The 26,646-nt window shown below is 61.9% G+C and carries 25 protein-coding genes; 8 read left to right on the top strand and 17 right to left on the bottom strand.

Annotated elements, in window-relative coordinates:
- Position 1 precedes the first annotated feature (1 nt).
- The 6 genes from AB8B20_RS32165 to AB8B20_RS32140 all read right to left on the bottom strand — a co-directional run bounded on the left by AB8B20_RS32165 (position 2) and on the right by AB8B20_RS32140 (position 6,136).
- Positions 2-1,153 (bottom strand): Gfo/Idh/MocA family protein, encoded by a 1,152-nt coding sequence (locus AB8B20_RS32165; RefSeq protein WP_439071109.1) that lies wholly within the window; start codon positions 1,151-1,153, stop codon positions 2-4.
- Positions 1,154-1,155: 2 nt separating this feature from the next.
- The gene (locus AB8B20_RS32160; RefSeq protein WP_439072996.1) at positions 1,156-2,568 is read right to left on the bottom strand and encodes a hypothetical protein; all 1,413 of its coding nucleotides are present in this window, start codon (positions 2,566-2,568) and stop codon (positions 1,156-1,158) included.
- 11 nt (positions 2,569-2,579) lie between these two features.
- Complete coding sequence (locus AB8B20_RS32155) at positions 2,580-3,431, bottom strand: ABC transporter ATP-binding protein (protein WP_089266959.1); 852 nt, start codon at positions 3,429-3,431, stop codon at positions 2,580-2,582.
- 50 nt (positions 3,432-3,481) lie between these two features.
- Positions 3,482-4,474 carry an ABC transporter substrate-binding protein gene (locus AB8B20_RS32150; RefSeq protein ID WP_439071108.1) on the bottom strand — a complete coding sequence of 331 codons (993 nt, stop codon included), beginning with the start codon at positions 4,472-4,474 and terminating at the stop codon, positions 3,482-3,484.
- Positions 4,475-4,549: 75 nt separating this feature from the next.
- On the bottom strand, positions 4,550-5,281 hold the full coding sequence (locus AB8B20_RS32145; protein WP_246297556.1) for an ABC transporter permease: 732 nt from the start codon (positions 5,279-5,281) through the stop codon (positions 4,550-4,552).
- A 171-nt stretch (positions 5,282-5,452) separates the two neighbouring features.
- Entirely contained in the window at positions 5,453-6,136 is a 684-nt protein-coding gene (locus tag AB8B20_RS32140) for a TetR/AcrR family transcriptional regulator (RefSeq protein ID WP_439072995.1), read from the bottom strand.
- A 231-nt stretch (positions 6,137-6,367) separates the two neighbouring features.
- Here AB8B20_RS32140 and AB8B20_RS32135 point away from each other — a divergent pair, with 231 nt between their 5' ends.
- The gene (locus AB8B20_RS32135) at positions 6,368-7,132 is read left to right on the top strand and encodes a sulfite exporter TauE/SafE family protein (protein ID WP_439071107.1); all 765 of its coding nucleotides are present in this window, start codon (positions 6,368-6,370) and stop codon (positions 7,130-7,132) included.
- Between the two features lie 81 nt (positions 7,133-7,213).
- On the opposite strand, the gene AB8B20_RS32130 is transcribed toward AB8B20_RS32135, so the two are convergent.
- The gene (locus tag AB8B20_RS32130; RefSeq protein WP_439071106.1) at positions 7,214-8,056 is read right to left on the bottom strand and encodes a VOC family protein; all 843 of its coding nucleotides are present in this window, start codon (positions 8,054-8,056) and stop codon (positions 7,214-7,216) included.
- 204 nt (positions 8,057-8,260) lie between these two features.
- Between AB8B20_RS32130 and AB8B20_RS32125 the strand changes: the two genes are divergently transcribed.
- Positions 8,261-9,154, top strand: a complete 894-nt coding sequence (locus AB8B20_RS32125; RefSeq protein ID WP_120291164.1) for a sugar kinase — start codon at positions 8,261-8,263, stop codon at positions 9,152-9,154.
- A gap of 5 nt (positions 9,155-9,159) precedes the next feature.
- Positions 9,160-10,071, top strand: a complete 912-nt coding sequence (locus AB8B20_RS32120) for a ribokinase (RefSeq protein WP_439071105.1) — start codon at positions 9,160-9,162, stop codon at positions 10,069-10,071.
- Between the two features lie 2 nt (positions 10,072-10,073).
- On the opposite strand, the gene AB8B20_RS32115 is transcribed toward AB8B20_RS32120, so the two are convergent.
- Entirely contained in the window at positions 10,074-11,780 is a 1,707-nt protein-coding gene (locus AB8B20_RS32115) for an IlvD/Edd family dehydratase (RefSeq protein WP_439071104.1), read from the bottom strand.
- An 88-nt stretch (positions 11,781-11,868) separates the two neighbouring features.
- A complete protein-coding gene (locus AB8B20_RS32110) occupies positions 11,869-12,684 on the bottom strand; it encodes an NAD-dependent epimerase/dehydratase family protein (RefSeq protein WP_439071103.1) in 816 nt (271 codons plus the stop codon).
- A gap of 146 nt (positions 12,685-12,830) precedes the next feature.
- Between AB8B20_RS32110 and AB8B20_RS32105 the strand changes: the two genes are divergently transcribed.
- Entirely contained in the window at positions 12,831-13,790 is a 960-nt protein-coding gene (locus AB8B20_RS32105; RefSeq protein ID WP_439071102.1) for an SMP-30/gluconolactonase/LRE family protein, read from the top strand.
- A gap of 199 nt (positions 13,791-13,989) precedes the next feature.
- Here the strand turns inward: AB8B20_RS32105 and AB8B20_RS32100 are convergent, their stop codons facing one another.
- The 3 genes from AB8B20_RS32100 to AB8B20_RS32090 all read right to left on the bottom strand — a co-directional run bounded on the left by AB8B20_RS32100 (position 13,990) and on the right by AB8B20_RS32090 (position 17,748).
- Positions 13,990-15,420, bottom strand: coding sequence for an aldehyde dehydrogenase family protein (locus AB8B20_RS32100; protein ID WP_068738114.1), 1,431 nt, complete (start codon positions 15,418-15,420; stop codon positions 13,990-13,992).
- A gap of 275 nt (positions 15,421-15,695) precedes the next feature.
- A complete protein-coding gene (locus AB8B20_RS32095; protein WP_093761931.1) occupies positions 15,696-16,670 on the bottom strand; it encodes a DMT family transporter in 975 nt (324 codons plus the stop codon).
- A 157-nt stretch (positions 16,671-16,827) separates the two neighbouring features.
- The gene (locus AB8B20_RS32090) at positions 16,828-17,748 is read right to left on the bottom strand and encodes a c-type cytochrome (protein WP_439071101.1); all 921 of its coding nucleotides are present in this window, start codon (positions 17,746-17,748) and stop codon (positions 16,828-16,830) included.
- Positions 17,749-17,912: 164 nt separating this feature from the next.
- Between AB8B20_RS32090 and AB8B20_RS32085 the strand changes: the two genes are divergently transcribed.
- The 3 genes from AB8B20_RS32085 (at position 17,913) to AB8B20_RS32075 (ending at position 19,031) form a co-directional block, all read left to right on the top strand.
- Positions 17,913-18,335, top strand: coding sequence for a CHRD domain-containing protein (locus AB8B20_RS32085; protein WP_439071100.1), 423 nt, complete (start codon positions 17,913-17,915; stop codon positions 18,333-18,335).
- A gap of 140 nt (positions 18,336-18,475) precedes the next feature.
- Entirely contained in the window at positions 18,476-18,691 is a 216-nt protein-coding gene (locus AB8B20_RS32080) for a type II toxin-antitoxin system PrlF family antitoxin (RefSeq protein ID WP_089266946.1), read from the top strand.
- Entirely contained in the window at positions 18,678-19,031 is a 354-nt protein-coding gene (locus tag AB8B20_RS32075) for a type II toxin-antitoxin system PemK/MazF family toxin (RefSeq protein ID WP_439071099.1), read from the top strand. The genes AB8B20_RS32080 and AB8B20_RS32075 overlap by 14 nt, the downstream gene beginning before the upstream one ends.
- Before the next feature lie 8 nt (positions 19,032-19,039).
- On the opposite strand, the gene AB8B20_RS32070 is transcribed toward AB8B20_RS32075, so the two are convergent.
- The 5 genes from AB8B20_RS32070 to AB8B20_RS32050 all read right to left on the bottom strand — a co-directional run bounded on the left by AB8B20_RS32070 (position 19,040) and on the right by AB8B20_RS32050 (position 25,795).
- Entirely contained in the window at positions 19,040-19,486 is a 447-nt protein-coding gene (locus AB8B20_RS32070) for a c-type cytochrome (protein WP_093761935.1), read from the bottom strand.
- Between the two features lie 92 nt (positions 19,487-19,578).
- On the bottom strand, positions 19,579-21,876 hold the full coding sequence (locus tag AB8B20_RS32065; RefSeq protein ID WP_439071098.1) for a xanthine dehydrogenase family protein molybdopterin-binding subunit: 2,298 nt from the start codon (positions 21,874-21,876) through the stop codon (positions 19,579-19,581).
- 102 nt (positions 21,877-21,978) lie between these two features.
- Positions 21,979-23,511 carry a murein biosynthesis integral membrane protein MurJ gene (gene murJ, locus AB8B20_RS32060; protein ID WP_439071097.1) on the bottom strand — a complete coding sequence of 511 codons (1,533 nt, stop codon included), beginning with the start codon at positions 23,509-23,511 and terminating at the stop codon, positions 21,979-21,981.
- A gap of 43 nt (positions 23,512-23,554) precedes the next feature.
- Positions 23,555-24,706: a DegT/DnrJ/EryC1/StrS family aminotransferase gene (locus AB8B20_RS32055; protein ID WP_439071096.1), complete on the bottom strand. Its 1,152-nt coding sequence runs from the start codon at positions 24,704-24,706 to the stop codon at positions 23,555-23,557.
- 78 nt (positions 24,707-24,784) lie between these two features.
- The gene (locus AB8B20_RS32050; protein ID WP_439071095.1) at positions 24,785-25,795 is read right to left on the bottom strand and encodes a Gfo/Idh/MocA family protein; all 1,011 of its coding nucleotides are present in this window, start codon (positions 25,793-25,795) and stop codon (positions 24,785-24,787) included.
- A gap of 272 nt (positions 25,796-26,067) precedes the next feature.
- Here AB8B20_RS32050 and AB8B20_RS32045 point away from each other — a divergent pair, with 272 nt between their 5' ends.
- Positions 26,068-26,556 (top strand): hypothetical protein, encoded by a 489-nt coding sequence (locus tag AB8B20_RS32045; RefSeq protein WP_439071094.1) that lies wholly within the window; start codon positions 26,068-26,070, stop codon positions 26,554-26,556.
- Positions 26,557-26,646 lie beyond the last annotated feature (90 nt).

Genomic DNA, 26,646 nt, shown 5'->3' with positions numbered 1-26,646 from the left:
CTCAGACCTTGAGTGCGGGAACGTCGATCCAGCGGCGCTCCTTCCAGCTTTCCAGCGCGCATTCGACGAGCTGCACTCCCTTGGCACCTTCGAGCAGCGTGTACTTGTAGGGCGCATCCTCACAGACGTGACGGATGAACATTTCCCACTGTTCCTTGAAGCCGTTGTCGTAGACGGCATTGTCCGGAACCTTCTGCCAGTCGGCATAGAAATCGTGGGTGCGCTTCTCGTCGGGATTCCAGATCGGGCGCGGCGTCGCCTGACGCGCCTGGATCATGCATTCGGTGAGACCGGCTACAGCCGAACCGTTGGTGCCGTCGACCTGGAAGGTCACGAGATCGTCGCGATAGACGCGCGTGGCCCAGGACATGTTCATATGGGCGATGACGCCGCCCTTCAACTTGAAGGTCGCATAGGCCGAGTCGTCGGCAGTGGCCGTGTACTTCTTGCCCTGCTCGTCCCAGCGCGCCGGGATGTCAGTGGTGCCCAAGCACGTCAGGCTCTCGACTTCGCCGAAAAGATTGTCGAGCACGTAACGCCAATGGCAGACCATATCGAGGATCATGCCGCCGCCGTCTTCAGCACGGTAGTTCCACGACGGGCGCTGGGCTTCCTGCCAATCGCCTTCGAACACCCAGTAGCCGAACTCGCCGCGTACCGAGAGCATCTTGCCGAAGAAGCCAGAGTCACGGAGCATCGCCAGCTTCTTTAGACCGGGCAGGAACAGCTTGTCCTGCACAGTGCCGTGTTTGAGACCCTTTGCGTTCGCCTTCTTGATGACGTCGAGCGCGGCTTCGAGATTGGTCGCGATGGGCTTCTCGCAATAAATATGCTTGCCGGCCTCGATGGCGCGGTTGAGCAAACCCGGACGCGCCTGCGTGGTCGCCGCGTCGAAGAAGATGCTGTCGTTCTTGTCGGCGAAAGCCTTGTCGAGATCGGTGGTCCAGCGCTCGATGCCGTACTTCCTGGCGAGGCCTTCGATCTTCTCGGCATTGCGGCCGACCAGGATCGGATCCGGCATCATGCGGTCGCCGTTCTTCAGGGTCACGCCGCCCTGTGCACGGATCGCGACGATCGAGCGCACGAGATGCTGGTTGAGACCCATACGGCCGGTGATGCCGTTCATGATGATGCCGAGGCGGTGGACAGCCATAGTCAGGACTCCTGGAGAACTTTAGTTTGAGAATGATCGGATGAAGCGAGCTGGAGCGGCGACAGCACCGACCAGTCGGGATGTGCGCCGGATGCAAATCCGGCAGAGGTCAGCGATCCCGTGAGAAGATCGCCGTCCTGGATCGATAGACGGATGGTGTCGCCGTCGCGGCGGTAGAGATCGGGATGGGCATTCAGGAATGCCTCGGCCTCCTCCGCTGGTGCAGTGCCGAAACCATCGACGTAGTGATGGCCGTTGCGTTCGGCGTGGGTCACGCCGATCAGCGCGCCAAGCGCCAGATCCTGCTGCACGCCAAGGCCGGCCTGGCAGGTGAGATCCTCGCCGGTGATGAAATGGTTGACACCCTGCGCGCTCCACGCGGCAGCACGGGTCGCATTCGCAATCGACTTGTAGAAGCCTTTGCAGGATTTCGAGGAGATACCGCGGTAGCCCAGCGCATTGGCGGCGGGGAATGCGTCCCAGCTGTCGTCGGCTTCGTCGATGATGAAATTGCGCGACGACAAATTGCCGAGCGGCGACTCGCGCGTGATGTCGCGCGGCATCGGCTGCTCGATGTAAAGTAGCTTGGATGCAATCGGCGCCAGTGCGCTGTCATTGTCGAGACGATCGACCAGCGCGCCGAGCGCGTTGAGATCGGCATATTGCTCATTGGCGTCGAGCGTCACCTGATAATCGTAAGGCAGCATCGTCAGCGCGTTTCCGATCCGGGTCAAACGAGCGGCGTCTGCCGCGGGATCGCCGTTCATCTTGAGCTTGAAGTATCGTGCGCCGCTATTCTCACGGGGGTCGGCGACACCGCCCTCGCCTTCGATCACATCGTCGAGGCCGACGGTGTGGCGCAGCGCGACGCGCTCAAGCCGGTGACGGCTGGCCAGGAACGTCGCGATGTCGTCGGCGCCGAGATCGGGAGCAAGACGCGCGGTAAGACCGGCGACGTTGGCCTTCATGCCCGTGAAGAAATCCGTGCCCAAGCCACGCAGCAGTGCGTCGAGCACAGCCTTGTCTATCTCCGCCGGCCCGAAAGCCGCCGCCAATGGTGGAATGTCCAGTTCGGCGCAGGCCTTCATCTGCTCGCCGATGCACGCCGCATGCAGACCAAAGGCCGAAATGAAACCGGACTGCGTGCGATAGAGCTCTTTCGCGATTGCCAGCGACTGCCGCAATTCGTTCACGGTGTCATCAATGGCGAGATGCGGCCGCTTGTCGAACCATTTCGGCACCATCAGCTCGGCTGAGGCGCCGACGAACACGCCCTTGCCTTCGACCTCGACCTCGACCCGCACGAAAGCCTGTGGCGCGGCATTGACCGTCACGGCGCCAAAGCGAAACGGCCGCACGAATGCCACGTGGCGCTCGAACAGCGTAATGTCTCGCAAGGCGATCCGTGCCGACATGGACATGGGCGCTAGTCCAGCGTGCTGTTGGTCATGAAGTGCTTGCGGATGCGCGCGACCAGATCGGTGAAGATCGGGTTCGACATCGCATCGAGCGTGCGCTCGCGGCCGAGCGGCACGTCATAGATCGCGGCAATGCCGCCGGGGCGCTCGGTCATGACCAGCACCTTGTCGGCAAGGAACACCGCTTCCGGGATCGAATGGGTGATGAGGAGAATCGTCTTGCCGGTGGTGCGCTGGATGCGCGACAGCTCGACATTCATCTTCTCGCGCGTCATGGCGTCGAGCGCGCCGAACGGCTCGTCCATCATCATGATCTTGGGATCATGCACCAGCGCGCGGCAGATCGAGGCGCGTTGCTGCATGCCGCCGGAGAGCTGCCACGGCAGCTTCTTCTCAAAGCCCTCGAGGCCGACCATTTTCAGCAGCTGCTTGGCGCGGTCCATATACTGCGCGCGCGGCAGATTCTTCATGTCGATGGGCATCAACACGTTGTTGATGATGTTCCGCCACGGCAGCAGCAGCGCATTCTGGAACACGATTCCGACATCGCCATGAGGCTCGGTGACTTTCTTGCCGTCGACGTGGATTTCGCCTGATGTCGGCGCAAGAAGGCCCGAGATCAGTTTCAGCAGCGTGGACTTGCCGCAGCCGGATGGGCCGACCACGACGAAGAACTCACCGTCATTGATGTGGAAGTCCAGGGGACGCAGCGACTGCACCTGGCCGTCGCCGGTCCCATAGGTTTTGGAGACGCCGGAGAGATTGATCCCCGACGCCTTTGATGGTGCGGACTGCTCGGATACGACGCGAAGATGCGCACTCGGTTGATCGACGCTCATGGTCCTCATCGCTGCAGTCATTACGGCTAGTCCTGTTGATTTCGTCAGTTCGGTCGAGATAACCGGGCCGGTTACTTCGGCAGATATTCGTTGGTGTAGAAGGCCTTCGGATTTTCCTTGGCCTTGGCTTCCAGACCGCCGTATTCGACCATCAGCTCCACCGATTCCTTCATGTTCTGATCGGTGACCTGGAACGGGCGCTTACCCTTGGTTTCCGGCGTGGTGTAGAGCGGGATGGTGAGTTCGAAGCCCTGGGTCAGGGTCTCGATCTTGCCGCCCTTCGGGTTGGCATCGAGGATCGACTGCGCGGCAGCCTTCGGCTCCTTCGACGCAGCTTCGACGGCCTTGGTGGTGGCCGACATGAAGCGCTTCACAAGATCCGGATTGGCCTTGGCATAGTCAGTATTGGTGATGATGCCCGACGACACCAGATGAATGCCGTAATCGGCAAACTTGATCGGATACACATCCTTGCCGGTGGCATCCTTGATCTTCATGGACTGGTCCATGACATAGCCGAGCAGCAGGTCAGCCTGGCCGTTGATGACGGCGTTGAGCTTGGTCTGTCCGTCGCCGGCGACGGTCTTGAAATCGGATTCCTTGAGGCCGGCCTTCTTGAGGAACAGCGGCCAGATCTGGGTCATCGAATCCGCGGGCGTAATCGCCACGGTCTTGCCCTTGATATCGTCCGGCTTCTTGATGTTCTTGTCGACGAAGCCCATCACCGACATGGCCGAGGTCTGCAGCAGCACGCCGGTGGCGATCACCGGGGCGCCCTTCACGGCTGCGCGCATCATGGTGGGAACGTCGACATAGCCGAAGTTCACGCTCTTGGCGGCAACGGCCTGCACGGTGGCCGCCGAACCGCGGCCTTCCTGGATGTCGAGATCGATGCCTTCGGCTTCATAGATGCCCTTGGCCTTGCCGTAATAGAACGGCGAATGCTCACCATAGACATACCAGTTGAGCATCAGCGTCACCTTGTCGGCCGCAGCGGCCGGCGTGGCGAGTGCGAGCGTGACGGTGATCGCGGCAGTCGAAACAGCAGTAACCCATTTCAGCATTTTTAGCCTCCCATTGAAGCAGGTGATCGCGGCCCGTTTCGCCGGACCGCTTGTTTGGAAATTGCGCGTCCCCGATCAGGACCCGATAAAGACATCCGCGCGCTGGCTGACGTGCCAGGGAATCGCAAAGCGTTCGATACGATCGACCAGCCAGAACAGAATGACGCCGAGCAGCGCGAGGATCACGAGAGCCGCAAACATCGTCGGCAGATCGAACGTGCCGATCGAGCGCTGCAGCACATAACCGATACCGGAATTGGAGCCGACGAACTCACCGACCACCGCGCCGACGACGGCGAGCGTGACGGACACCTTGAGACCGGAGAAGATCGCCGGCAGCGCGTGTGGCAGGTTCACGGCGCAGAACACGCGCAAGCGGCTGCCCTTCATGGCGCGGGCGAGATCGACCATATCGGGATCGACCGACTTGAAGCCCTGCACCGCCGACACGACGACGGGAAAGAAACCGAGCAGGAAGGCGGCGATGATCTTCGGCACGATGCCGAAGCCGAACCACACCACGAACAAGGGCGCGATAGCGACTTTGGGAATCGACTGCGAGAACACCAGCAGCGGATAGACATAGCTTTCGACGGTCCGCGAACCGGCGATCAGCATGGCAATCGGGATGCCGAACACGGCCGAGGCGAGAAAGCCGAGCAGCGTGGCGTAAGTCGTCGGCCCTGACTGCGCGAGCAGCTCGGGCCAATCGGTGTAGAGCACCTTCACGACGTCGCCGGGCGCAGGGATCTGATAGGCAGGAATGTTGAAGATGCGGATCGCCAGATCCCAGCCGACAACGATCATCACCAGCAACAGGAATGGGCGCAGCCATGAGGCGTTCAGCAGCTTCGATACACTGCCGGGTGCTTTCTTCTCACTCACGCGTCTCGTCTCCCAGATGCCGGCTTCGCGGTCGCATTTAACTCGTTGGATAAATACAGCGCATGGCTTCGCCGTTGTCAATTGGGCGCTTAACTAGCGAGAATTATGCAATGATTTCAGGCGCTCTGGCGCGTCGGGGTGTGGACAACCGATGCCGGGGGGCAACTGGAATTCGGCGACCGAACGCCCGGTGAGCGCCGCCAGGACGAGTGCCACCATATGGGCCAGCCGCTCGTCCCTCGCCTCCTTCGCCAGGAGATCCCTGCCGAAAATCACGCTGAGCGTGGCGTTGTTGCCGATATAGAAAAAGCTCAGCGCGGCGATGGAAATGTAGAGCTGCACCGGATCCATCGCGACCTTGAAATCGCCTGACGCGACGCCGCGCAACACCACTGTGCGGATCATCTCCACGAAGGGCGAATGCATCGACTTCACCTTCGTGGAGCGCTTGATGTGCTTCGCGCGCTCCAGATTCTCGGTGTTGAGCAGCGCGAGGAATTCCGGATTGCGGATAAAGTAGTTCCAAGTGAAGGCGATCAGGCTCTCGATGGCCTCGGGCGGATCGAGATGTTCGAGATCGAGCGTGCGTTCTTCGGCGCGGATCTGCTCATAGGCACCTTCGAGTACCGCAAGATAGAGCGCATCCTTGTTGCCGACGTGATAGTAGAGCATGCGCTTGTTGGCGCCGGCCTGTGCAGCAATGCGATCGACGCGCGCACCAGCGAGGCCCTTGCTCGCGAATTCCTTCTTGGCAGCCTCGAGAATGCGCAGACGCATCCCTTCCGGGTCACGCTGCCACTTCAATGCTTTCTTCGGCGCTTTTTTAGTTGTTTTTGCCAAACCCGAATCCCGTCGCTCAGCGGAATGACGCAACAGCCGCACGTCTATCGCGTGTAGCATGCGTTTGCCCGCTTGAGAACAAAGCATGTTCCAGGCCATATGCGCAAACGGGCATCGCCTTTTGCGGATGCCGTCGCTATCACTGCCCTGCCCCAACCGGACCTGCTTGTGCCTGCCATCATCACAGACCCGTTCTTCTATGCCGTCGCCATTCCGGCAGTGATTTTCCTTGGCCTCTCCAAAGGCGGCTTTTCCGGCGTCGGCATTGCCGCCACGCCGCTGCTGGCGCTGTATCTGCCGCCGCTCGAGGCCGCCGCCTTGCTGCTGCCGGTGCTGATCACGCAGGACCTGATCTCGATCTATGTCTATCGCCGCGAATGGGACGCCTCGAATCTGAAGATCATGTTGCCGGGCGCGGTCGCCGGCATGACGCTGGCGTGGCTGCTCGCCTCCTATATTTCCGACAATGCCGTTCGCATCACTGTCGGTTTGATCGGCCTCATCTTCGTGATCGACGTCTGGCGCAAGCGCGCCAGGATCGAACCGACCCGCATGGGCCCGGCCGGCGGCGTATTCTGGGGCGCGGTATCGGGCTTCACATCCTTCATGACTCAAGCCGGCGGCCCACCATTTCAGGTCTATGTGCTGCCGCAGCGGCTGCCGAAGCTGGTGCTGGTCGGGACCACCACGATTTTCTTCGCCGTGGTCAATGCGCTGAAGATCGTGCCCTACATCGCGCTCGGCCAATTCCAAGCCGGCAATTTTGCGACATCGCTGGCGCTGCTGCCGATGGCCATCATCGCGAACTTCATGGGCATCTGGCTGGTGAAGCACACGCCCACTAATCTGTTCTACAACATTGCCTATGCACTGCTGCTCGTGATCTCGCTGGTGCTGCTGTGGCAGGGTTGTTCGATGTTGTGGCGGGGGTAAATTCTTTCGGTCGTTCCCGCCCCGCGCACGCCTTCGGCGTGCTAGGCGGGGACGACACCGAGGGCGATGTCCCGCCCTTCTTCAATCCTTCCCCGTCCGCTCGATCAGCAGCGTCGGAATTCCGCAGGTCCCGTCGCGGAGGCTGACAACGCGGGTGCCCGGCTTGCGCCCGTTACGCACCTCCGACACGTTGACATGCGCGGCGAGCAAACGCTCGCGCACGGCATCGACGTCGGCAACGCGCCAGGTCATGCCCCAGAGCTTGTCGCGATTCTTGTCGGCCTTGTCGTCGGGGCGATGCACGACCTCGACGATCAGATCGCCGCAGCGGAAGAACATCAGATGGCCCCACTCCGGATTGGAGCGATCGAGCGCCATATCGAGGCCCAGTCGCGCGCCATAGAGCGCAGCGGCGCGCTCCGGATCCTGCGTGGCGACAACGATATGGTCGAGGCCAAGGAACGGCGTATCGCCCACCGGGGGCGACACCGGGCGCTCGTCGGACAGTTCCAGAAAGAATTGCCGGACGCCGCGCGTCGCGTCCGTCGCCGCGCGGGTGCGCTTCCAGGAGAGTGTGGCGCCGGTCTCGGTATCCATGCTCTCGACCTCGGCGATAGGATCAGGCTTCAGCGCCAGGCGATCGAGCCGGCGATGCATCTTCGCGATATCGCCGGTCCGGAAACAGATGCTGGCCAGCGTCGCACCCTGCTCCGGCAACACGGCCCTGATGCGATCGGCGGCCGGGCCGTGACCGACAGGCGCCATCAGCTCGACCGACATGTTGGCCACCGTGAAGATCGCCATGGCCGCACCGTCGCTGGTGCTGCGCCAGGCGGGCGCGCGGGCGAACAGGGTCTGATAGGTGGCGATCCCCGCCTCCAGGTCCTCCAGCAAAATGACGACGTGATCCAGCCCGGTGATCATCGCATCCCTCCCCTCTTCGTGGCGTTGTTGTGATCGAACTATGCCAGTTTTCGAGCCGCAATGCTGAAAACCGAGTCCGCCCGGCTGCGGCATCCCGCGGCATCGCACAATTTCGGTGGTGACCTCGTCGCAAGCGCTGTTAAGCTGACTGATGCGCCGTCTCCGGACGGGTGCAGCCATCCCTCAGGCGAGACGGACGGATTCATGAAGGCACTTTTTATCGGACAGACCTATATCGACGTCACGTTCATTACCGACCATATGCCGACCGGCGACGAGAAACACGTCGCCTCCGACTATGCCGTGTCATTCGGCGGCAATGCGGTGACGGCGGCCTTCTGCTGCGCCAAGCTGGGCATTGTGCCCGATCTCATCGCCACCGTAGCCAATGACTGGCTCGGCCGCATGTTCATGGACATGTCGGCGAAATACGCTATCGAGGTCCATCCGCGGAAAGTGGCGAGTTCGTCGCTATCCTTCATTATGCCGAAAGACGGCAAGCGTGCCATCGTCCGCTGCCGCGACGACGAACACATCCATCCGTTCCCGCTGCTCAATCTCGGCGCCTGCCGCGCGCTGCATATCGACGGCCATCAGCCCGATGCCGCGATCCATTATGCGAAGCTGTGCCGCGAAGCCGGCATTCTCACCTCACTCGACGGCGGCGGCTTGCGCACCAATACGCACGAGCTGCTGGAGTTCATCGACGTCGCCATCGTCGCCGAACGTCTGTGCGAACAGATGGATCTGACGCCGGAGAAGATGCTCGACTATCTCAAGAGCCGCGGCTGCCGCGTCGGCGGCGTCACGCTCGGCGAGAAGGGCCTGCTCTGGTATGACGAGGCAGGCACCGTGCACACACTGCCCGCGCTGCCGATCCCGCGTGAGAAAGTGATCGATACCAATGGCGCCGGCGATGTCTTCCACGGCGCTTATGTCTATTCGTACCTCGCCAATCCCGGCCATAGCTGGGCCGAACATTTCAAATTCGCGCGGGCCGCGTCGACGTTCAAGATCCAGCGGCTTGGCAATGAAGCGGGACTACCGACATTGGCTGACATCGCAGCGGTGCGTGAGGAATATCGGGCACAGGTGTGACCACCATGAGCCGGATTGTCGTCGCCGGCAGCATCAATATGGACGTAGTCGCGACCGCCGACCGCCATCCGGCAATCGGCGAAACCGTGGCAGGCCGCGAGGTATTGTATTTTCCCGGTGGCAAGGGCGCCAATCAGGCCGTTGCTGCGGCGAAACTTGGTGCAGCGACCATGCTGATCGGCTGTACCGGCGCGGATGCCTTTGGCCGCGACACCAGGGCATTTCTGGCCATGCAGGGCGTCGATCTCGCTTACGTGCGTGAGGTCGCTGGCGCCGGCACGGGAACAGCGATCATCACCGTTGCGAAAGCTGAGAACACCATCGTTGTCATTCCCGCCGCCAATGCGTTGGTCAATGTGGCCGATGTCGCTGCGTCCGCATTCCGAAAAGGCGATATCGCCGTCAGCCAATTCGAGATTCCGCTGCCGGCCATCACGGCTTTCTTCACGCGGGCGCGCGCATCCGGCGCAACGACGATTCTCAATCCAGCACCGGCGATGCCGATTGACCGTGAGCTGATGGCTCTGGTGGATATTCTGATCCTCAATGAAAGCGAACTCGGCCTGCTTGCAAGTCTCGAACTGCTCGACACCGATCCCGATGCACGCTTCATCGCCGCCGCATCGACATTGCAAACCGATCATCGGCCGAACATCTGCATCACGCTGGGCAAGCGCGGCGCGATCGCGCTGATCGATGGCCGGGTCCACCTCGAAGTCGCCCGCATCGTGAAGGCCATTGACACCACCGGTGCCGGCGACTGTTTCGTGGGGGCTGTTGCCGCAAAGCTTGCGGATGGACATTCACTGCAGAGCGCCATTGGCTATGCTAATGTCGCCGCCTCGCTTTGCGTACAGCGGATGGGCGCCGGGCCGTCGATGCCGACAGCGCAAGAAGTGTCGGCGGCTGCCGGCTAGCGTCAGCTCTTCCCCTTCGCCGTCATGAAGTCGAAATCGCAGCCGTCATCGGCCTGCAGGATCGTGGTGTGAAACAGATGCGCATAGCCGCGCTTCGCCCAGTCCGGCGTCTTCGCTGGCGGGAGCGCAGCCTGGCGCTTTGCAAGCTCGGCATCGTCGACCAACAGATCGATCGACCGTTTCGCCACATCCAGACGGATCATGTCGCCGTTCTTCACAAGCGCCAGCGGGCCACCCACGGCGCTCTCCGGCGTGATGTGCAGCACAATGGTGCCGAAGGCCGTGCCGCTCATGCGCGCGTCTGAAATACGCACCATGTCCCTCACGCCGGCACGCGCCAGCTTCATAGGGATTGGCAGATAGCCGGCCTCCGGCATGCCCGGTGCGCCCTTGGGACCGGCATTGCGCAGCACCAGCACGTCATCCGCAGTCACATCGAGATCGGGACTATCGACGCGGTTGGTCATGTCCTCAACGGACTCGAACACCACGGCACGGCCGGTGTGCTGCATCAGCTTCGGCGACGCGGCGGAATGTTTGATGACGGCGCTGCGCGGTGCCAGATTGCCGTGCAGGATCGCCAGCCCGCCTTCGCGCTTGATCGGATTGTCCTTCGAGCGGATCACGTCCTGGCCCGGCACTTCTTCGGCATTCTCAACGATCTCGCGCAGCGTCTCGCCGGTGACAGATTTCGCGTCGAGATCAATGAGATCGCCGAGCTGCGCCATCAGTTTCGGCACGCCGCCGGCGTGATGGAAGTGCTCCATATAGTGATCGCCCGACGGCTTCAGATCGACCAGCACCGGCACGTCGCGGCCGAGTTCGTCGAAAGCAGCGAGATCGATCCGGTTCGGCGTACGGTTGGCCATCGCGGTGAGATGAATGAGGCCGTTAGTGGAGCCGCCGATCGCCTGCAGCACCACCTGCGCATTGCGGAACGAGCCCGGCGTCAGGAATTCGCTCGGCTTCGGTCCCTTGTTCTTCGCCAGTGTCGCCGCCACCTTGCCGCTGGCTTCAGCGGACCGGAAGCGCTCGGCATGGGGCGCCGGGATCGTCGCGCTCATCGGCAACGACAGGCCCATGGCTTCTGTGATGCAGGCCATGGTGGAGGCCGTGCCCATCACCATGCAGGTGCCGACCGACGGCGCGAGGCGCGCATTCACATCGTCGATTTCCTGCTGATCGATCTCACCGGCGCGGAACTTGCCCCACATGCGTCGGCAGTCGGTGCAGGCGCCGAGCACTTCTCCCTTGTGATGGCCGACCACCATCGGACCGACCGGGATCACCACGGTCGGCAGATCCACTGAGAGCGCCGCCATGATCTGCGCCGGCAGCGTCTTGTCGCAGCCGCCGATGACGACCACCGCATCCATCGGCTGTGCCTTGATCATCTCCTCGGTATCCATCGCCATCAGATTGCGCAGATACATCGAGGTCGGATGGGCGAAGCTTTCGCCGATCGAGATGGTCGGAAACACCATCGGTAGCGCGCCGGCCAGCATCACGCCGCGCTTCACGGCCTCGATGATCTGGGGCGAATTGCCGTGGCACGGATTGTAGTCGCTATGGGTGTTGGTGATGCCGACGATGGGCCGGTCCAGCGCATCGTCGGAATAACCCATAGCCTTGATGAAGGCCTTGCGCAGGAACAGCGAGAACCCGGCATCACCGTAACTGGTCAGCCCCTTGCGCAATCCGTCGGCCATGTCGCGTTCCCATTCCAAGCTTGTTTTGAATGCTTCTTATGAAGCCGCCAAAATTCTTGTCAATGCGCGGGACGGACTGGCTGGGCCCCTATTTCGGCTCCCACACCTTGCTGAAATCGCCGGCGAATTCGGCGCTGCAAAATGCGCCGCCCTGATAGAAATCACCGACCGGATCGGGTTTCATCTTCGCCTGTTCCGCCATTGCGTGTTCGCGATGATCCTCGGCTTTGCCGACCGGGCGATAGCCGAGTTCATAGGCGCGGGAGTTATCCCACCAGGCGCGCTCGTTATAGGAGGCGCCATACAGCACCTCGAAATGGATCGCGGGATGTTCGAGCCCGATCTGGCAGAGCTGCACCAGATCCTCGGGCTTGAGCCAAATCGACAGCCGACGTTGATCCAGCGGACGGTCACCGAAATTGCCGATGCGCAGACATGTCACCGACAGTCCATATTTGTCGGCGTAGAGCGAGCCCACCGCCTCGCCGAACACCTTACTGACACCGTAGCGGCTGTCCGGCCGCGCGGTGACATCGGGCGGGATTTTGCTGTGACGCGGATAAAAACCAACTGCATGGTTCGATGACGCGAAGATGATGCGCTTGACGCCCTTCTTGCGCGCGGCCTCGAACAGATTGTAGCCGCCGATGATATTGGCCTGCAGGATGGTGTCCCACGGACCCTCCACCGAGAAGCCGCCGAAATGCAGGATGCCGTCCACGCCCTCGCAGATCGCCTCCACGGCGGCGAGATCGGCGAGGTCGGCCTGTTTGAAATTCTCGGTCGGCTTGAGATTGGGCGGCGTGGTGAGATCGCTCAGCGCCAGGTCAGGATAGATCGGCGGCAGCAATTCGCGCAAGCGCGTGCCAATTCCGCCAGATGCGCCCGTCATCAAGATCTTCATTCCGTCCCTCGCAATGTTGTCAGTTGTCAGACAAGTATGGCGCGGTACAGGCGCAACGGCAAGGCAGTGGAACCGACATTGCTTGCCGCCTACCCTCGCCGATGTTAGCAAACGCATCCGAGGAAACGACAGAGAACGAGACGCCAATGTCCGACATAACATCGCGCGGCTGGCAGCCGGCGACCTATTATCCCGACCCTGCCATTCACGCCCTCGATCCCCGCTTCGAAAAATACTGGATCAAGCTCGGCGCCATTGAACGCATCGCCACCGGCATGCGCTGGGCCGAAGGACCGGTCTATTTCGGTGACGGCCGCTATCTGTTGTGTTCGGACATTCCCAACAACCGCATTATCAAATGGGAAGAGGAAACCGGCGCGATCGGCGATTTCCGCAGACCTTCGAATTACGGCAATGGCAACACGCGGGATCGCCAGGGACGCCTGATCACCTGCGAACACGGGCGCCGGATCACACGCACCGAATATGACGGCTCCATCACGGTGCTGATGGATAATTTCGAAGGCAAGAAGCTGAACTCGCCGAATGACGTCGTGGTGAAGTCCGACGGCTCGATCTGGTTCACGGATCCACCCTTCGGATTGATGAGTGATTATGAGGGCAACAAGGCGCCATCCGAGATCGGACAGAATATCTATCGCATCGATGGCGATACGTTGACGTCCACCATTGTCGCCGACGATGTGCTCGGCCCCAACGGGCTATGCTTTTCACCGGACGAGAAGCTGCTCTATGTCGTGGAATCCCGCGGTGTGCCGAATCGCAAGATTCTCGCTTACGACGTTGCTGCCGACGGCAAGACACTCAAGAACAAGCGCGTGCTGATCGATGCTGGTCCGGGCACGCCCGACGGCATGCGTTGCGATATCGACGGCAATCTCTGGTGCGGCTGGGGCATGGGCAAGCCGGAGCTAGACGGTGTCTTCATCTTCGCGCCCGACGGCGAACAGATCGGCCGCATCGCGCTGCCCGAGCGCTGTGCCAATGTCTGTTTCGGCGGCGTGAAACGCAACCGGCTGTTCATGGCATCGAGCCAGTCGATCTATGCGGTGTATGTAAACACGCAGGGGGCGTTGGGGGGCTGACGGGTACACCGCCCTCTCAACGTCATTGCGAGCGTAGCGAAGCAATCCAGTCTTTCCACGCTTGTGGCCTTCTGGATTGCCGCGTCGCTTCGCTCCTCGCAATGACGGCGGAGAGACCATCGTAGAAACAAAAACGCCGGCATGGATGGCTCCATGCCGGCGTTTTCAGTCACGAAGCTTGCGCTTCAACGACGCGGTCTTACGCCGCGGTGTAGCCGGCGATTGCTTTGACCTCGAGGAAGTCCTCAAGACCGTGCTTACCCCATTCGCGGCCGTTGCCCGACTGCTTGTAGCCGCCGAACGGCGCCGTGCGATCGTTCGGAGCGCCCTGCAGGTTGACGTTGCCCGCGCGGATGCGACGGCCGAACTTGCGGGCGTTCTCAACCGTGTCAGCCGAGACGTAGCCAGCGAGGCCATAGGGCGTGTCGTTGGCGATGCGGAGCGCATCGGCTTCGTCCTTGGACCCCATGATCACGAGCACCGGCCCGAAGATTTCCTCGCGCGCGATGGTCATGTTCTCGGTCACGTCGGCGAAGATCGTCGGACGCACATAGAAGCCCTTGTTGACGCCTTCCGGCAGGCCGGGCCCACCGGCGACCAGCGTGGCGCCTTCCTCGATGCCCTTCTGGATCAGGCCCTGGATCTTGTCCCACTGGCCGCGATTGACCACCGGACCGATGACGGTGCCATCAGCGCGCGGATCGCCGGCCTTGGTCTTGTCCGCCTGGGCCTTCGCGATGGCGGCGATTTCCTTCATCTTCGCCTGCGGCACGATCATGCGGCTCGGCGCGTTGCACGACTGTCCGGAGTTGTTGAACATGTGCGCGACGCCGCCGGTGACGGCCTTCACGAAGTCGGCGCCATCGAGGATCACGTTCGGCGACTTGCCGCCGAGTTCCTGGCTGACGCGTTTCACGGTGTTCGCGGCGCGCTTGGCAACGTCGATGCCGGCGCGGGTCGAACCGGTGAAGGAGATCATGTCGATGTCGGGATGTTCGCTCATGGCGACGCCGACGTCGGGGCCCAAACCATTCACGAGGTTGAACACGCCTTTCGGCACGCCGGCTTCATGGAGGATTTCCGCGAAGATCAAGGCCGAGGTCGGGGTGTATTCCGACGGCTTCAGCAGCATGGTGCAGCCGGCGGCGAGCGCGGGTGCGACCTTGCAGGCGATCTGGTTCAGCGGCCAATTCCACGGGGTGATCATGCCGACGACGCCAATCGGCTCCTTCGTGATCATGGCGGCGTTGTGCGCCTCGTCGAACTTGTAGGTCTTCAGCACGTCGAGCGTGGCGACGAGATGACCGAGCCCGGCACCGGCCTGCAGCTTCTCGGCCATCGGCAGCGGAGCGCCCATCTCGTCGGAGACCGACGCACCGATATCCGACATACGGGTCTTGTAAACCGCGATGATCTTTTCGAGCAGCGCGATGCGCTCTTCACGGGTGGTCTGGGAGAACGTCTCGAAAGCGCGCTTGGCAGCGGCGACAGCCTTGTCGACGTCGGCCTTGGAGCCCAGCGCAATGTCGTACATCGCATCTTCAGTCGCCGGATTCACGACAGGGGTGGTCTTCTTGACGACGGGATCGACCCAGGCGCCATCGATGTAGAATTGCAGGCGGTTGACCATTGGTAACCTCTTTGATTTCGGGAACGTCTGTCGTCAGAAAATTCTGTGCAGCCGGGTCTATCTGGGAAGGAACGACACGTCCGGCAAGCACCCTTGCGCGGTCATTTCGCCTCATGAGCCCGTCATGCACGGGATGCCGCGTGAAAGCAGCAAATGCATATAAATCCAGCCGCGTGGCAGGAGCAAGGCCCTGTGATTTGCGCGCGTTCTAAAATCAAAATGGCACAGCTTGCCAGCCAAGCGCAGTGTGCATTGCAACAAAATCGAACGAAAAATCAGCGCGACTTTGCGCGGACGGCAATAGGCGCATCCGGATCGGCTTCGTCATCGGCCATGGTAGAAATCGGCGACATCGGTGTGTCACGCAGCCGCTTCAGGCCAAGATGGCGTTCGCGCAGGATGACGAAGATGCCTGCGCCCGCGACGATTACCGCGCCGCCGACCACGTAAGGCGTCGGCACCTCGCCGAACATCCAGAAGCCGAGCAGGAAGGCCCACAGCATCGCCGTGTAGTCGAACGGCGCCAGGAAGGACGCCGGCGCATAGCGATAGCTCTCGGTGAACAGCATCTGCCCGAGGCCGCCGGAAATGCCGATACCGACCAGCAGTGCCAGTTCGAAATTCGTCGGCCAGCGCCAGCCGAATGGCGCCGTGAGCAGCGATGCCGCCATCACGATCAGCGTCATGAAGATGACGATCGCGGATGAGGACTCCGTTGCGGTCAGCCGGCGGATCTGGATGGTCGCACCGCCCGACGAGAAGGCATTGAGCAGCGCCAGCGACAGACCGACGATCATCGACGTGGTCAGCGCCGCGTGGTCGTGGAAATACGGCGACAGCATCAGGATCACGCCGGAAAAGCCGATCGCTACCGCCGACCAGCGATAGGCATGGACCTGCTCTTTCAGGAAGATCGCAGCGAATACCACGGTGATCAGCGGCGCGATGAAGGCAATGGCGGTGACATCCGCGATCGGCAATCGCGCCAGGGCGCCGAAGGTGCAGAACGTCCCGATCACGCTGAACGAGCCACGCACCAGATGCGCGGAGACCCGGTTGGTGCGCAGCGCGCCGCGCAACTGACCGCGCCAGCCGAAGAACAGCACGATCGGGATCAGCGCAAACAACCCGCGCGCAAACACGATCTCGCCGAGCGGCACGTCGCTGCCGAGATAGCGACCCTGCGCGCCCATGATGGCAAACGCCATGGTGCTGGCAATCTTCAGCGACACGGCTTTGAAGATGTTCATGAGTTCGAGGAAATGGAGATCAGGGGAATCGTGGGGGTCTTCATGTTGCAGCACACAATCACGTGAGCCTCCTCACGAAAACCGCCGATGCGACATGGCTTGGCGGGTTTCCATGCAAGGCTGCACCTCGCCACAACCCAACCTTGCGCGGGCGGTTTTAGCCCTTTTTGGCGGGCCTGATGGGCCCCTCCACCGCAGGGAGCGATTTCAGATAGAGCGCCATCGCCGAGCGGTCGTCTGCGCTCAACTGGGAGGTATTGCGGATCACGCGGGCCATTGAGCCACCGGCGGTGTCACCTTCCGGGGTCTGCCCGGTTTCGAGAAAATACCCGATGTCCTTTTCGCTCCAGTCACCGAGACGCTTTTGGGTGATGTTGGGTACCCAACCCTCTCCGTCAGGATTAGGACCTCCGGCAAAGCGCTGTGCCGTCACGATGCCGCCCAGCGCATTGCGCGGGCTGTGGCACTCGGCACAGTGGCCCAGCGCATTCACCAGATAACTGCCGCGATTCCACTGCGGCGACTTCGATGCATCCGCCTCGAAGGGTTTGCCATCGAGGAACAGCAGCTTCCAGACGCCGAGATTGCGGCGGATGTTGAACGGGAATGGCACCGCATGATCCGGCGCCTTGCTGGCGACCTGTGGCAGCGTCTTTAGATAGCCGAACAGATCGCGCACGTCCTCCATCTTCATCTGCTGATAGGACGTGTAGGGAAAGGCCGGAAAGTAATGCGAACCGTTCGGCGACGTCCCCTTCAACAGCGCCGTGACGAAATCAGCCTCGCTCCAGCGGCCTATCCCGGCGACCGGATCCGGCGAGATGTTTGGCACATAGAACGTACCGAACGGCGATGTGAGCGGCAGCCCGCCGCCAAGCTTGAGCCGATCCCGCTGCGCCGGCGTCGCATGGCATGACGAGCAGCCACCGGCATTGAAGACCACTGCGCCATTGCCGGGATTGGGCGTGTGCGGCGGGAGCGTGCTCGCAGCCACTGTTACGGGAATCGTCAGCCACCAGAACACGCCGAGGCCGATGACAGCCGCGACAAATGCGAGAATGAAAAGCCGTTTCAGCACGTGCATGTCCAATTGGTATCCGGGTCAAACTTCAGCACATAAAGCGCGTCGAACAGCCGCTGCCGGAACGAAACCGTGATCCATCCCTTAGGCTCCCGGGGGAATGAATTGGCGTCTCGGATGTTTCCAGCCATGACGACCTCACCATCATCAGGGAGAAAACCATGTCATCTCGTTCGATCATGCTCGCGTCCCTCGCACTCGGCGCCAGTATCGCCCTCGCCGGCCCCGCTTCCGCCGACAAGATGAAGGCGACCCTCGACAGCGCCTCCGAAGTGCCCGCCAATACCAGCGCCGGCAAGGGCACCGCCGATATCGACTTCGATCCCGCCACCAAGAAGCTGACCTGGAAGCTGACCTATTCCGGCCTCACGGGTCCTGCGACCATGGCGCATTTCCACGGCCCCGCCGAAGCCGGCAAGAATGCCGGAGTGGCCGTACCGATCACACCAGCCACATCCGGCTCCGAAGGCAGCGCCACGCTGACCGACGCACAGGCCGCCGACCTGTTGGCCGGCAAGTACTATGTCAACATCCACACTGAGGCCAACAAAGGCGGCGAGATCCGCGGACAGGTGACGAAGTAACATTCGTGCCGAACATGGCCTGGACACGAGGGCGAGTGCTACAGCACTCGCCCTCGTGCTGTCGGGAAACATCTCATTTCCGGAGACATCCACTTGAACAATGTAAGGACTTTCCTTACATTGTAATCTGAGGATGCTCGATGATCACCAGCAAGATGACCAGCAAGGCTCAGACGACGATCCCCCAACCCGTGCGCGCGGCGCTTGGGCTGAAGGAAGGCGACGAGATCGCCTATGCCATCGAAGAAGGCCGCGTGGTCCTTACGCGTGCCGAGCAGAGCAAACCCGAAGACCCCTTCGCGACATTCGACGAATGGGATAGCGCCGCTGACCGGAAGGCCTATGGCCGACTTTGAGCAAGGCGATATCATCCGCGTCCCATTTCCTTATACAGATAAGGACACGAGGCAACGTCGCCCCGCTTTGGTCGTGTCTTCCGGCCCGATAGGAGAAGCCAGCGCGTTGCTCTGGGTCGTCATGATTACATCCGCAGAGAACAGGCCATGGCTCGGCGATGTACCCATCCCGAAGCACGAGCGTAGCGGCCTCCCCGTCGCATCAGTCGTTCGCCCGTTCAAGATCGCGACCATTGAAGTTCGGCACGCTGACCGCATCGGCAAGATCGCCAAGCCTGCGCTTCGAAATGTCATGCACCAACTTCAGACAATCTTGTCCGTAAATAGCTCTGCCGACTGAGGTCTGACTCAGATCTTGAGCCTGAACGTCTCGTGACAGCCACCGCATGCCTTGCCGATGCCGCCGACATTCGCCTTGAGGCTGTCGAGATCTTTGATCTTGGCCTTGGCGTCGGTGACGGCCTTGGCGAAGGTGACGATGTGGGCATCGAAACCGGCCTTGTCTTCCCAGACCTTCGGCGACGTCGAATAGTCACCCTCGGCCTTCAGACCCTTGGTGCTGTCCGGAAACAGCGTCGGCAGCTTCTTGGCGGTTTCGTCCAGCACGGTCAGCGCGGCCTCGACCGCGGCCTGATCATAGGGCTTGTCGCCCTTGGCCATCGCGCTGAGCGTGCCGCCAAGAGCGCGACCATTGGACTTCATCAGCGTCTGGCGTTCCTTGACGATCTCTTGCTGGGCCGAGACCGCCCCCACGCCCAACAGCAAAGCTCCGACAACGAGAAGCGCACGTTTCATCAACCAATACCCCTGTTTGGAATTCAATTAGGACTAGTTCGCAACATGTAGATGAACCCCGCCGCCATCCGGCTATTCCCGGCGGCGGCGCTTTACAGCGTGTGGAGCCGTTCGTGCTCGCGGATCGCCATCCACACCCGCTCAGGAGTTGCGGGCATGTCGATGTGCTCGATTTTGTATTCGCGATAGAGACCATCGATGATGGCGTTCATCACAGCCGGACAGGAGCCGATGGCGCCGGCCTCGCCAGCCCCCTTCACCCCCAGCGGATTGGTCACGCAGGGGATGTTGTGGGTCTCGAACGAGATCGGCGCGCCGTCGGCCGCGCGCGGCAGCGCATAGTCCATGAAAGTGCCGGTGACGAGCTGGCCGTCCTCGGGATCATAGATCGCCTGCTCCATGAGCGCCTGGCCGATGCCCTGCATGGTGCCGCCATGAACCTGGCCGGCCAGCAGCAACGGATTCAGCGTGACGCCGAAATCGTCGACGATGACGTAATTGACAATGGCGATCTTGCCGGTCGCAGGATCGATCTCGACTTCGACCAGATGGGTGCCGTTGGGGAAGGTGCCGTCGGCGCTGCTGAAGGTTTCAGACGCATTGAGCTTCGACGGATTGGCCTTCTTTGCGAGATCGGCGAATGACACCGAGCGATCAGTGCCGGCGATCTTCACCACGCCGCCATCGATCTCGAGGTCGGCGGCGCTGGTTTCCAGCACATCCGCCGCCAGCTCCTTGAGGTTGATACCGAGCTGCCTGGTGGCGCGCTGCACGCTGACGCCACCGGTCGGGATCGATGCGGAGCCGCCGGTACCGAGACCGGTCGCCACCTTCGCCGTGTCGCCCTGGACGATGTGGACGCGGTCCGGTGTCACACCGAACTGTTCGGCGACGATCTGGGCATAGGCGGTGTGGTGACCCTGCCCGGTCGATTGCGTGCCGATCAAAATGGTGATGTCGCCATCGGCGCCAACAGCAACATTGGCGGTCTCGTCGCCCATAGTGCCGCAGACTTCCACATAGGTGGCCATGCCGATACCGCGAACCAGGCCCTCCTTCTTCGCGGCCTTGGCCCGCTTTGGAAATTCCTTCCAGCCCGCGACATCCATCGCGCGTTTCATATGCGCGGTGAAATCGCCGGAGTCGTACACCTTGCCGGTCGCGGTCCTGTACGGCATCGCCTTCGGCGGGATGAAGTTCTTGCGGCGGATCGCATCCGGCGACATGCCGAGCTTGCGCGCGCATTGATCGACGAGACGTTCGACGACGTAGGCGGCCTCCGGACGGCCGGCGCCGCGATAAGCATCCACCGGCACGGAGTTGGTGAACACCGTGCGGACGCGGCAATGGAATGTCTGGATATCGTAGAGACCCGGCAACATGCCGGCACCGCCATGCGGGATATATGGCCCGAAGGTCGACAGATAGGCGCCCATGTCGGCCATCAGGTCGACATCCATGGCGAGAAACTTGCCGTCCTCGCTGAGCGCCATGCGTGCATGGGTGACATTGTCACGGCCCTGCGCGTCGCCGAGGAAGTGATCGGTGCGATCCGCCGCCCACTTCACATTCTTGCCGAGCTTCTTCGCGGCAAAGGCCACCAGCGCATATTCACGGTAGGGAAACAGCCGTGTGCCGAAACCGCCGCCGACATCAGGGCAGATCACGCGCATCTTGTCCTTCGGCATCTTCAGCACGTTATCGCAGAGGATGTCGCGCAGACGATGGCTGCCCTGGCTGCCGATGGTCAGCGTCATGTAATCGCGCCTGGCATCGTATTCGCAGATCGCCGCGCGGGTCTCCATATAATTGATGATGACGCGCGGATTGACGATCTTCACTTCGGCGACAACTGGCGCCTTGGCGAACACCGCATCGACCGCCTTCTTGTCGCCGATCGGCACATCGAACAGCACATTGCCGGCATGCTTGGCCCACACCTGCGGCGCGCCCTTGGCGACGGCATTGACCAGACCGTTCACGGACGGCAGCGACTTCCAGTCGACCTCGATCGCCTCAATCGCATCGCGCGCCTGCGCGACAGTCTCCGCAACCACGAAGGCCACGGCGTCGCCGACATGGCGGACTTCCCCGGCGGCGAGGATCGGATAATCCGGCCCGGTGAAAGGATGATCCTCGAGATTGAACAGGCAAGGCAGACCGCCGAGGTCCTTGGTGTCCTCTGCCGTCAGAATCGCAGCCACACCAGGAAGCGTGCGCGCCTTGCTGACATCGATGGTGAAACTGGCATGGGCATGCGGCGAGCGCAGCACCAGGGCATGCAGCGTGGCGGGCGCGTGATCGTCGGTATAGCGGCCACGGCCACGAATGAGGGCGTCGTCTTCTTTGCGCAGGACACTCTGTCCGACGCCGAATTTGATGGGGGCCATCGTTCCTCCGCATGCAGTTTAGACTCAATCTACACTGCGGGAGAACGGCGGCAAGTGGCACAGAGCGTCGCCCTGCCCGACTTTGGGACACGATGAAGCGAGCTATCTGGCGCGGACCAGGCTGCGCAGCCAGCTTTTGCCGAAAAGCATCAGGACCAATGCCGAATAGACCAGGACGGTCACGATGATGAGAACTCCCAGCGTCGCTTCGTCGCGGAGGCTGGTGAGGCCCGCAAACTGCTCCGCCGCAAGACGCGCGGTCCCCCATAGCACCGCAGCGAGGACCACGCCGGTCAGCGCGAATTTGCCGAGTGCCAGCAGGAATGCGTGGTCGAATTCAAGATAGCCGGCCCGCATGGCGAAGAAGATCACGAGCAACAGATTGATCCAGGCTCCCGCCGCGGTAGCAAGCGCGAGGCCGATCTGCGCCAGAGGTCCCATCAACAGAATCTTCAGCGCGACGTTGACTGCGATACCGGTGAGCGCGGCAATCATCGGCGTCGTGGTGTCCTTGCGGGCGTTGAAAGTTGCGACTGCGCTGCGGATCATCACGAAGGGGATGAGCGCAATGGCATAGGCGGCCAGCGTCGCCGCAGCGACGGCGGCATCGGCCTTGGTGAAAGCCCCGCGGGCAAACATCGCCCGCATGATGACATCGGGCACCACGAGAAATGCGGCGACGAAGGGCAGCGAGAACAACAGCGTGAACAGGAAGGCACGCCGCTGCGCGCCCATGGCGCCGACGTGATCGTCTGCCGCCATCCGCCGCGACATTTCCGGCAAGAGCACCGTACCGATGGCGATGCCGATCACACCGATCGGCAACTGGTTGAGACGGTCGGCATAATACAGCGCCGACAATGCGCCGACCGGCAGGAAGGTCGCGATGATGGTGTCGGCAAACAATGCGACTTGCGTGCCCATGGAGCCCAGCGTCGCCGGGCCGAGCGCGCGGAAGAACCCGCGCACGTCCTCGTCGAGGCGCAGCGGCGCAAAACGAGGAAGTCCGCCATGACGCTGCAGGTCTCCGGCGAGCAGGAAATATTGCAGAAAGCCCGAAATCAACACGCCCCAAGCCGCCGCGTGACCTGCACTCGGAAAGAACGCAGCCAGCGCCAGTGTCGCCATCATTGAGATATTGAGGAAGATCGAGGCCGCAGCAGCACTGGCGAAACGCTGCATCACGTTGAGCATGCCGCCATAGAGCGTCACCAGCGTGATCAGCAGCAGATAGGGAAAGGTGATGCGTGTCAGCTCGATGGCGAGATGACGCTGCGCGGGATCATCGGTAAAGCCCGGCGCCAGGACGCTCATGGCCTGCGGCATGAACAGAATGGCCAGGATGAGCAGCACGACCTGTGATGCGAACAGCAGCGTGAAGATGCGATCGGCAAACAGATGCGCCGATGCCGGGCCGCCCTTTCCCGTCACATGGGCATATGCCGGGACGAAGGCGGCATTGAATGCGCCTTCGGCGAAAATGGCGCGGAAGTGATTGGGCAGCCGCAGCGCCACGAAGAAGGCGTCAGCCACCGGCCCGGCGCCAAGGATCGCCGCGAGCATGATGTCGCGCGCGAAACCGGTGATCCGCGAGAGCAGCGTATATCCGCCGACGGTGAAAATGCGTCCCAGCATCAGCCGCTTCTACAGCATGAAGCGGCGCTGCAAAACGGCCAAATCAAGCGGCCAGTGCGTCCCGCACAGCCTGAATGACACGATCCTGTGTGGCCTCGTCGAGATAGGCGTGCACCGGCAAGCTGATGACGTCGGCCGACAGCGCCTCGCAGACCGGCAGGCCGCCATCGACGACAGGATAATCCCTATAGGCGGTCTGCATATGCATCGACTTCGCATAATAGATCGCAGTCGGCACGCCCTGCGCCTTCAGCGCATTGGCAAAGGCGTCGCGGTCCGTGCCCTTGGGCAGGCGGATCACGTAGCAGGCCCAGATCGACGTATTGCCTTCGGCGACACGCGGCACCGTGACGAGGTTGCCGAGGCTGCGGGCGTAGCGGTCGGCTACTTTGTTGCGGGCGGCGATTTCGTCGTCGAAGATCTTCAGCTTTTCCAGCAGCACCGCGGCCTGGATGGTGTCGAGGCGGCCGGTGATCCCCAACCGGACATTGTCGTATTTGTCGGAGCCCTGGCCGTGGATGCGGATGCTGCGCAGGTCCTCGGCGAGCTGGTCGTCATCGGTGAAGATCGCGCCGCCGTCGCCGAAACAGCCGAGCGGCTTGGCCGGAAAGAAGCTGGTGGTGGTGGCGAGCGCCGAGGTGCCGATGCGCTTGCCTTTATAGGTGGCACCGAAGGCCTGCGCCGCGTCTTCAAGCACGAACAGGCCCTCGGCTTCGGCGATGGCGTTGATCGCATCGAGATCGGCCGGCTGGCCGAACAGATCGACCGGGATGATCGCCCGGGGCCTGAGACCGGCCTTCCTGGCGGTGGCAATGCCACGCTTCACGGACTCAGGGCTGATGTTGAAAGTGACTTCGTCGACTTCGACGAACACAGGCGACGCGCCGACCAAGGCCACGGCCTCGCCGGTGGCGCAGAAAGTGAAGGACGGGCACAGCACCGCATCGCCCGGCCCGATCTGTTTAGCCATCAGCACCATCATCAGCGCGTCGGTGCCGCTGGCGCAGCTGATCACATGCTTGGCGCCGCAATACTTGGCTAGCTCGGTCTCTAACTTAATGACTTCCGGGCCGTTGATGAACTGGCAGTGATTGAGCACGCGGGTGACCGCTTCGTCGATCGACGTGCCCAGCCGCTGACGCTGCGCATTGAGGTCGATAAAGGGAACGGGATCGATGCGCGTGTGCTGGTTCATGATACTTGGCCTGCAGAGTGTCGTGTTAAAGTCTGTATATTGGACGCCGGCGCATGCATGCGCCGGTTCACCGTTGCCTCAGCCGACGACCTTGCGGGGCGCCGGACGTGATGCTGTGGCCGTGCGCGTCTTCGGCGCTTCAAGGCACTGGATGGCTATTTCGAGGGAGGCGACGCCCTCCTCGCCGGTCACTGCCGGCACGCCGCCGGTGCGCACGGCGTCGAGAAACGCCATCAATTCGGCGCGCAGCGGTTCATCCTGCCCGACCGGCAGATGGCGCATCGAATAGCTGCCGTCGGTCTGAAAGCCGAAGCACTCGGTGACCTGACGGGTGAGGAGATCGCCCATCACATATTTGCCGCGTGTCGCGACGGTGACGGTGCGCGCCTTGAACGGCGTCAGCCAGTTGGTGTTGATATGAGCGAGCACGCCCGACGCGGTGCGGAATTGGAGCAGCGCAATGTCCTCACGCTCGGCGACGGCGGAGGCCAGCTGCGGCTGCACCTCGACGATGTCGCTCTCGGTGAACCAGCGGATCAGGTCGATGTCATGCACGGCCAGATCGATTACGACACCGACATTGGACATGCGCGGCGGAAACGGGCCGACGCGCGTGATGCCGATCGACAGAATATCCTCACCCTCGATCGCCTTCTTGATGGCGGCGACCGCCGGATTGAAACGTTCGACATGGCCGATCATCAGCGTCACGCCGGCCTTGCGCGCGGCATCCACGATGTCGCGGCCTTCTTCCACCGTCGATGCCACCGGCTTCTCGACGAGGGCGTGGATGCCCCTAGCGATGCAGGCGAGCGCTATCTCGTGATGCAAGTGAGTGGGAGCTGCGATGACGACGGCATCGACGCCAGTGGTGAGCAATGCATCGAGATCCAAAAAAGTCTTACAGCCGATCAGTTTCTCGGCGCGGGTGCGATGTTCGAGCATGGGATCGACGATGCCGACCATTTCAATGCCCGGCAGCCCGGCCAGCACGCGGCCATGATTGGTGCCCATGACACCTGCGCCCACGACGCCGACCCGCAGCGTGCGCGCCGCATCCTTCGCTGCGGAAGTTTCTTTCGACACCATTCAACAAACCTCAGAATTCTTAAAGGCGCGCGGCGATTCACCATATCGGCGCCGTGCGTTCTCCTAGCATGCCCGCCACAGATGTGGCGATTGCCCCGCGAAGCTACCCAAACACGTTTTGATTCAAAGAATTACACCAAGTCGTGAGACCGGCCAACCGCCCCTCGTCGACCCGGCCCACGAACTGCCGATCCATTGATATGACAGCACTTTTGCTGCATCCTTGGGATGTCGCGACGCGCTGTTATCACCCGCCAATCGAGAGAAATTCCATGTTTCGCAAGCCGGTTGTCGCGCTGAGTCTCGTCGTAAGCACTCTGGCGGGAACCGGTGCCGGAACCGCCGTCTGGGCGCAGACGCCCCTGCCGCCTGCCGCGACGCCGTCTGTCGTCGAGCGGACCGCCAAGGGGCCGACTGCGCGCAACTTCCAGGTCGGCGTTTATCTCAACGTTCAGCCCGACTGCACCTCGGGCACCCTGCCCGCCCTGCGCATGGTCACGCCGCCAATCAACGGCACCGTCAGCATCAAGCGCGGCAAGGTGAGCGCCACCAATTACAAGCAGTGCCTCGCTCTCGAAGTGCCAGGATTCATCGCCTTCTATCAATCGAAGGCGGACTTCGTCGGCAGTGATGAAGTGATGATCGAAGTGAAGTATCCGGCAGGCCGCACGGAAGTGCAGCGGATCAAGATCGATGTGGGCGGAAGCGGCAGCGGCGTGGCGCCGGCAGTGCCGAAGGCGCCGCAGGGGCAGAAGATTTAGCAGCAGACTTCCGGGCTGCAAAGAAACGACGGCGCGCCGGCCACGCAACAGCACGCCTCAAACGCAAGGAGGTCGCCCAGTCAGGCGCGA

It is taken from the genome of Tardiphaga sp. 866_E4_N1_4 (genome assembly GCF_052076075.1).
GTDB classification, from domain to species: domain Bacteria; phylum Pseudomonadota; class Alphaproteobacteria; order Rhizobiales; family Xanthobacteraceae; genus Tardiphaga; species Tardiphaga robiniae.
The sequence above is the reverse complement of the archived record's forward strand: the minus strand, read 5'-3'. Positions and strand labels throughout refer to the sequence as shown.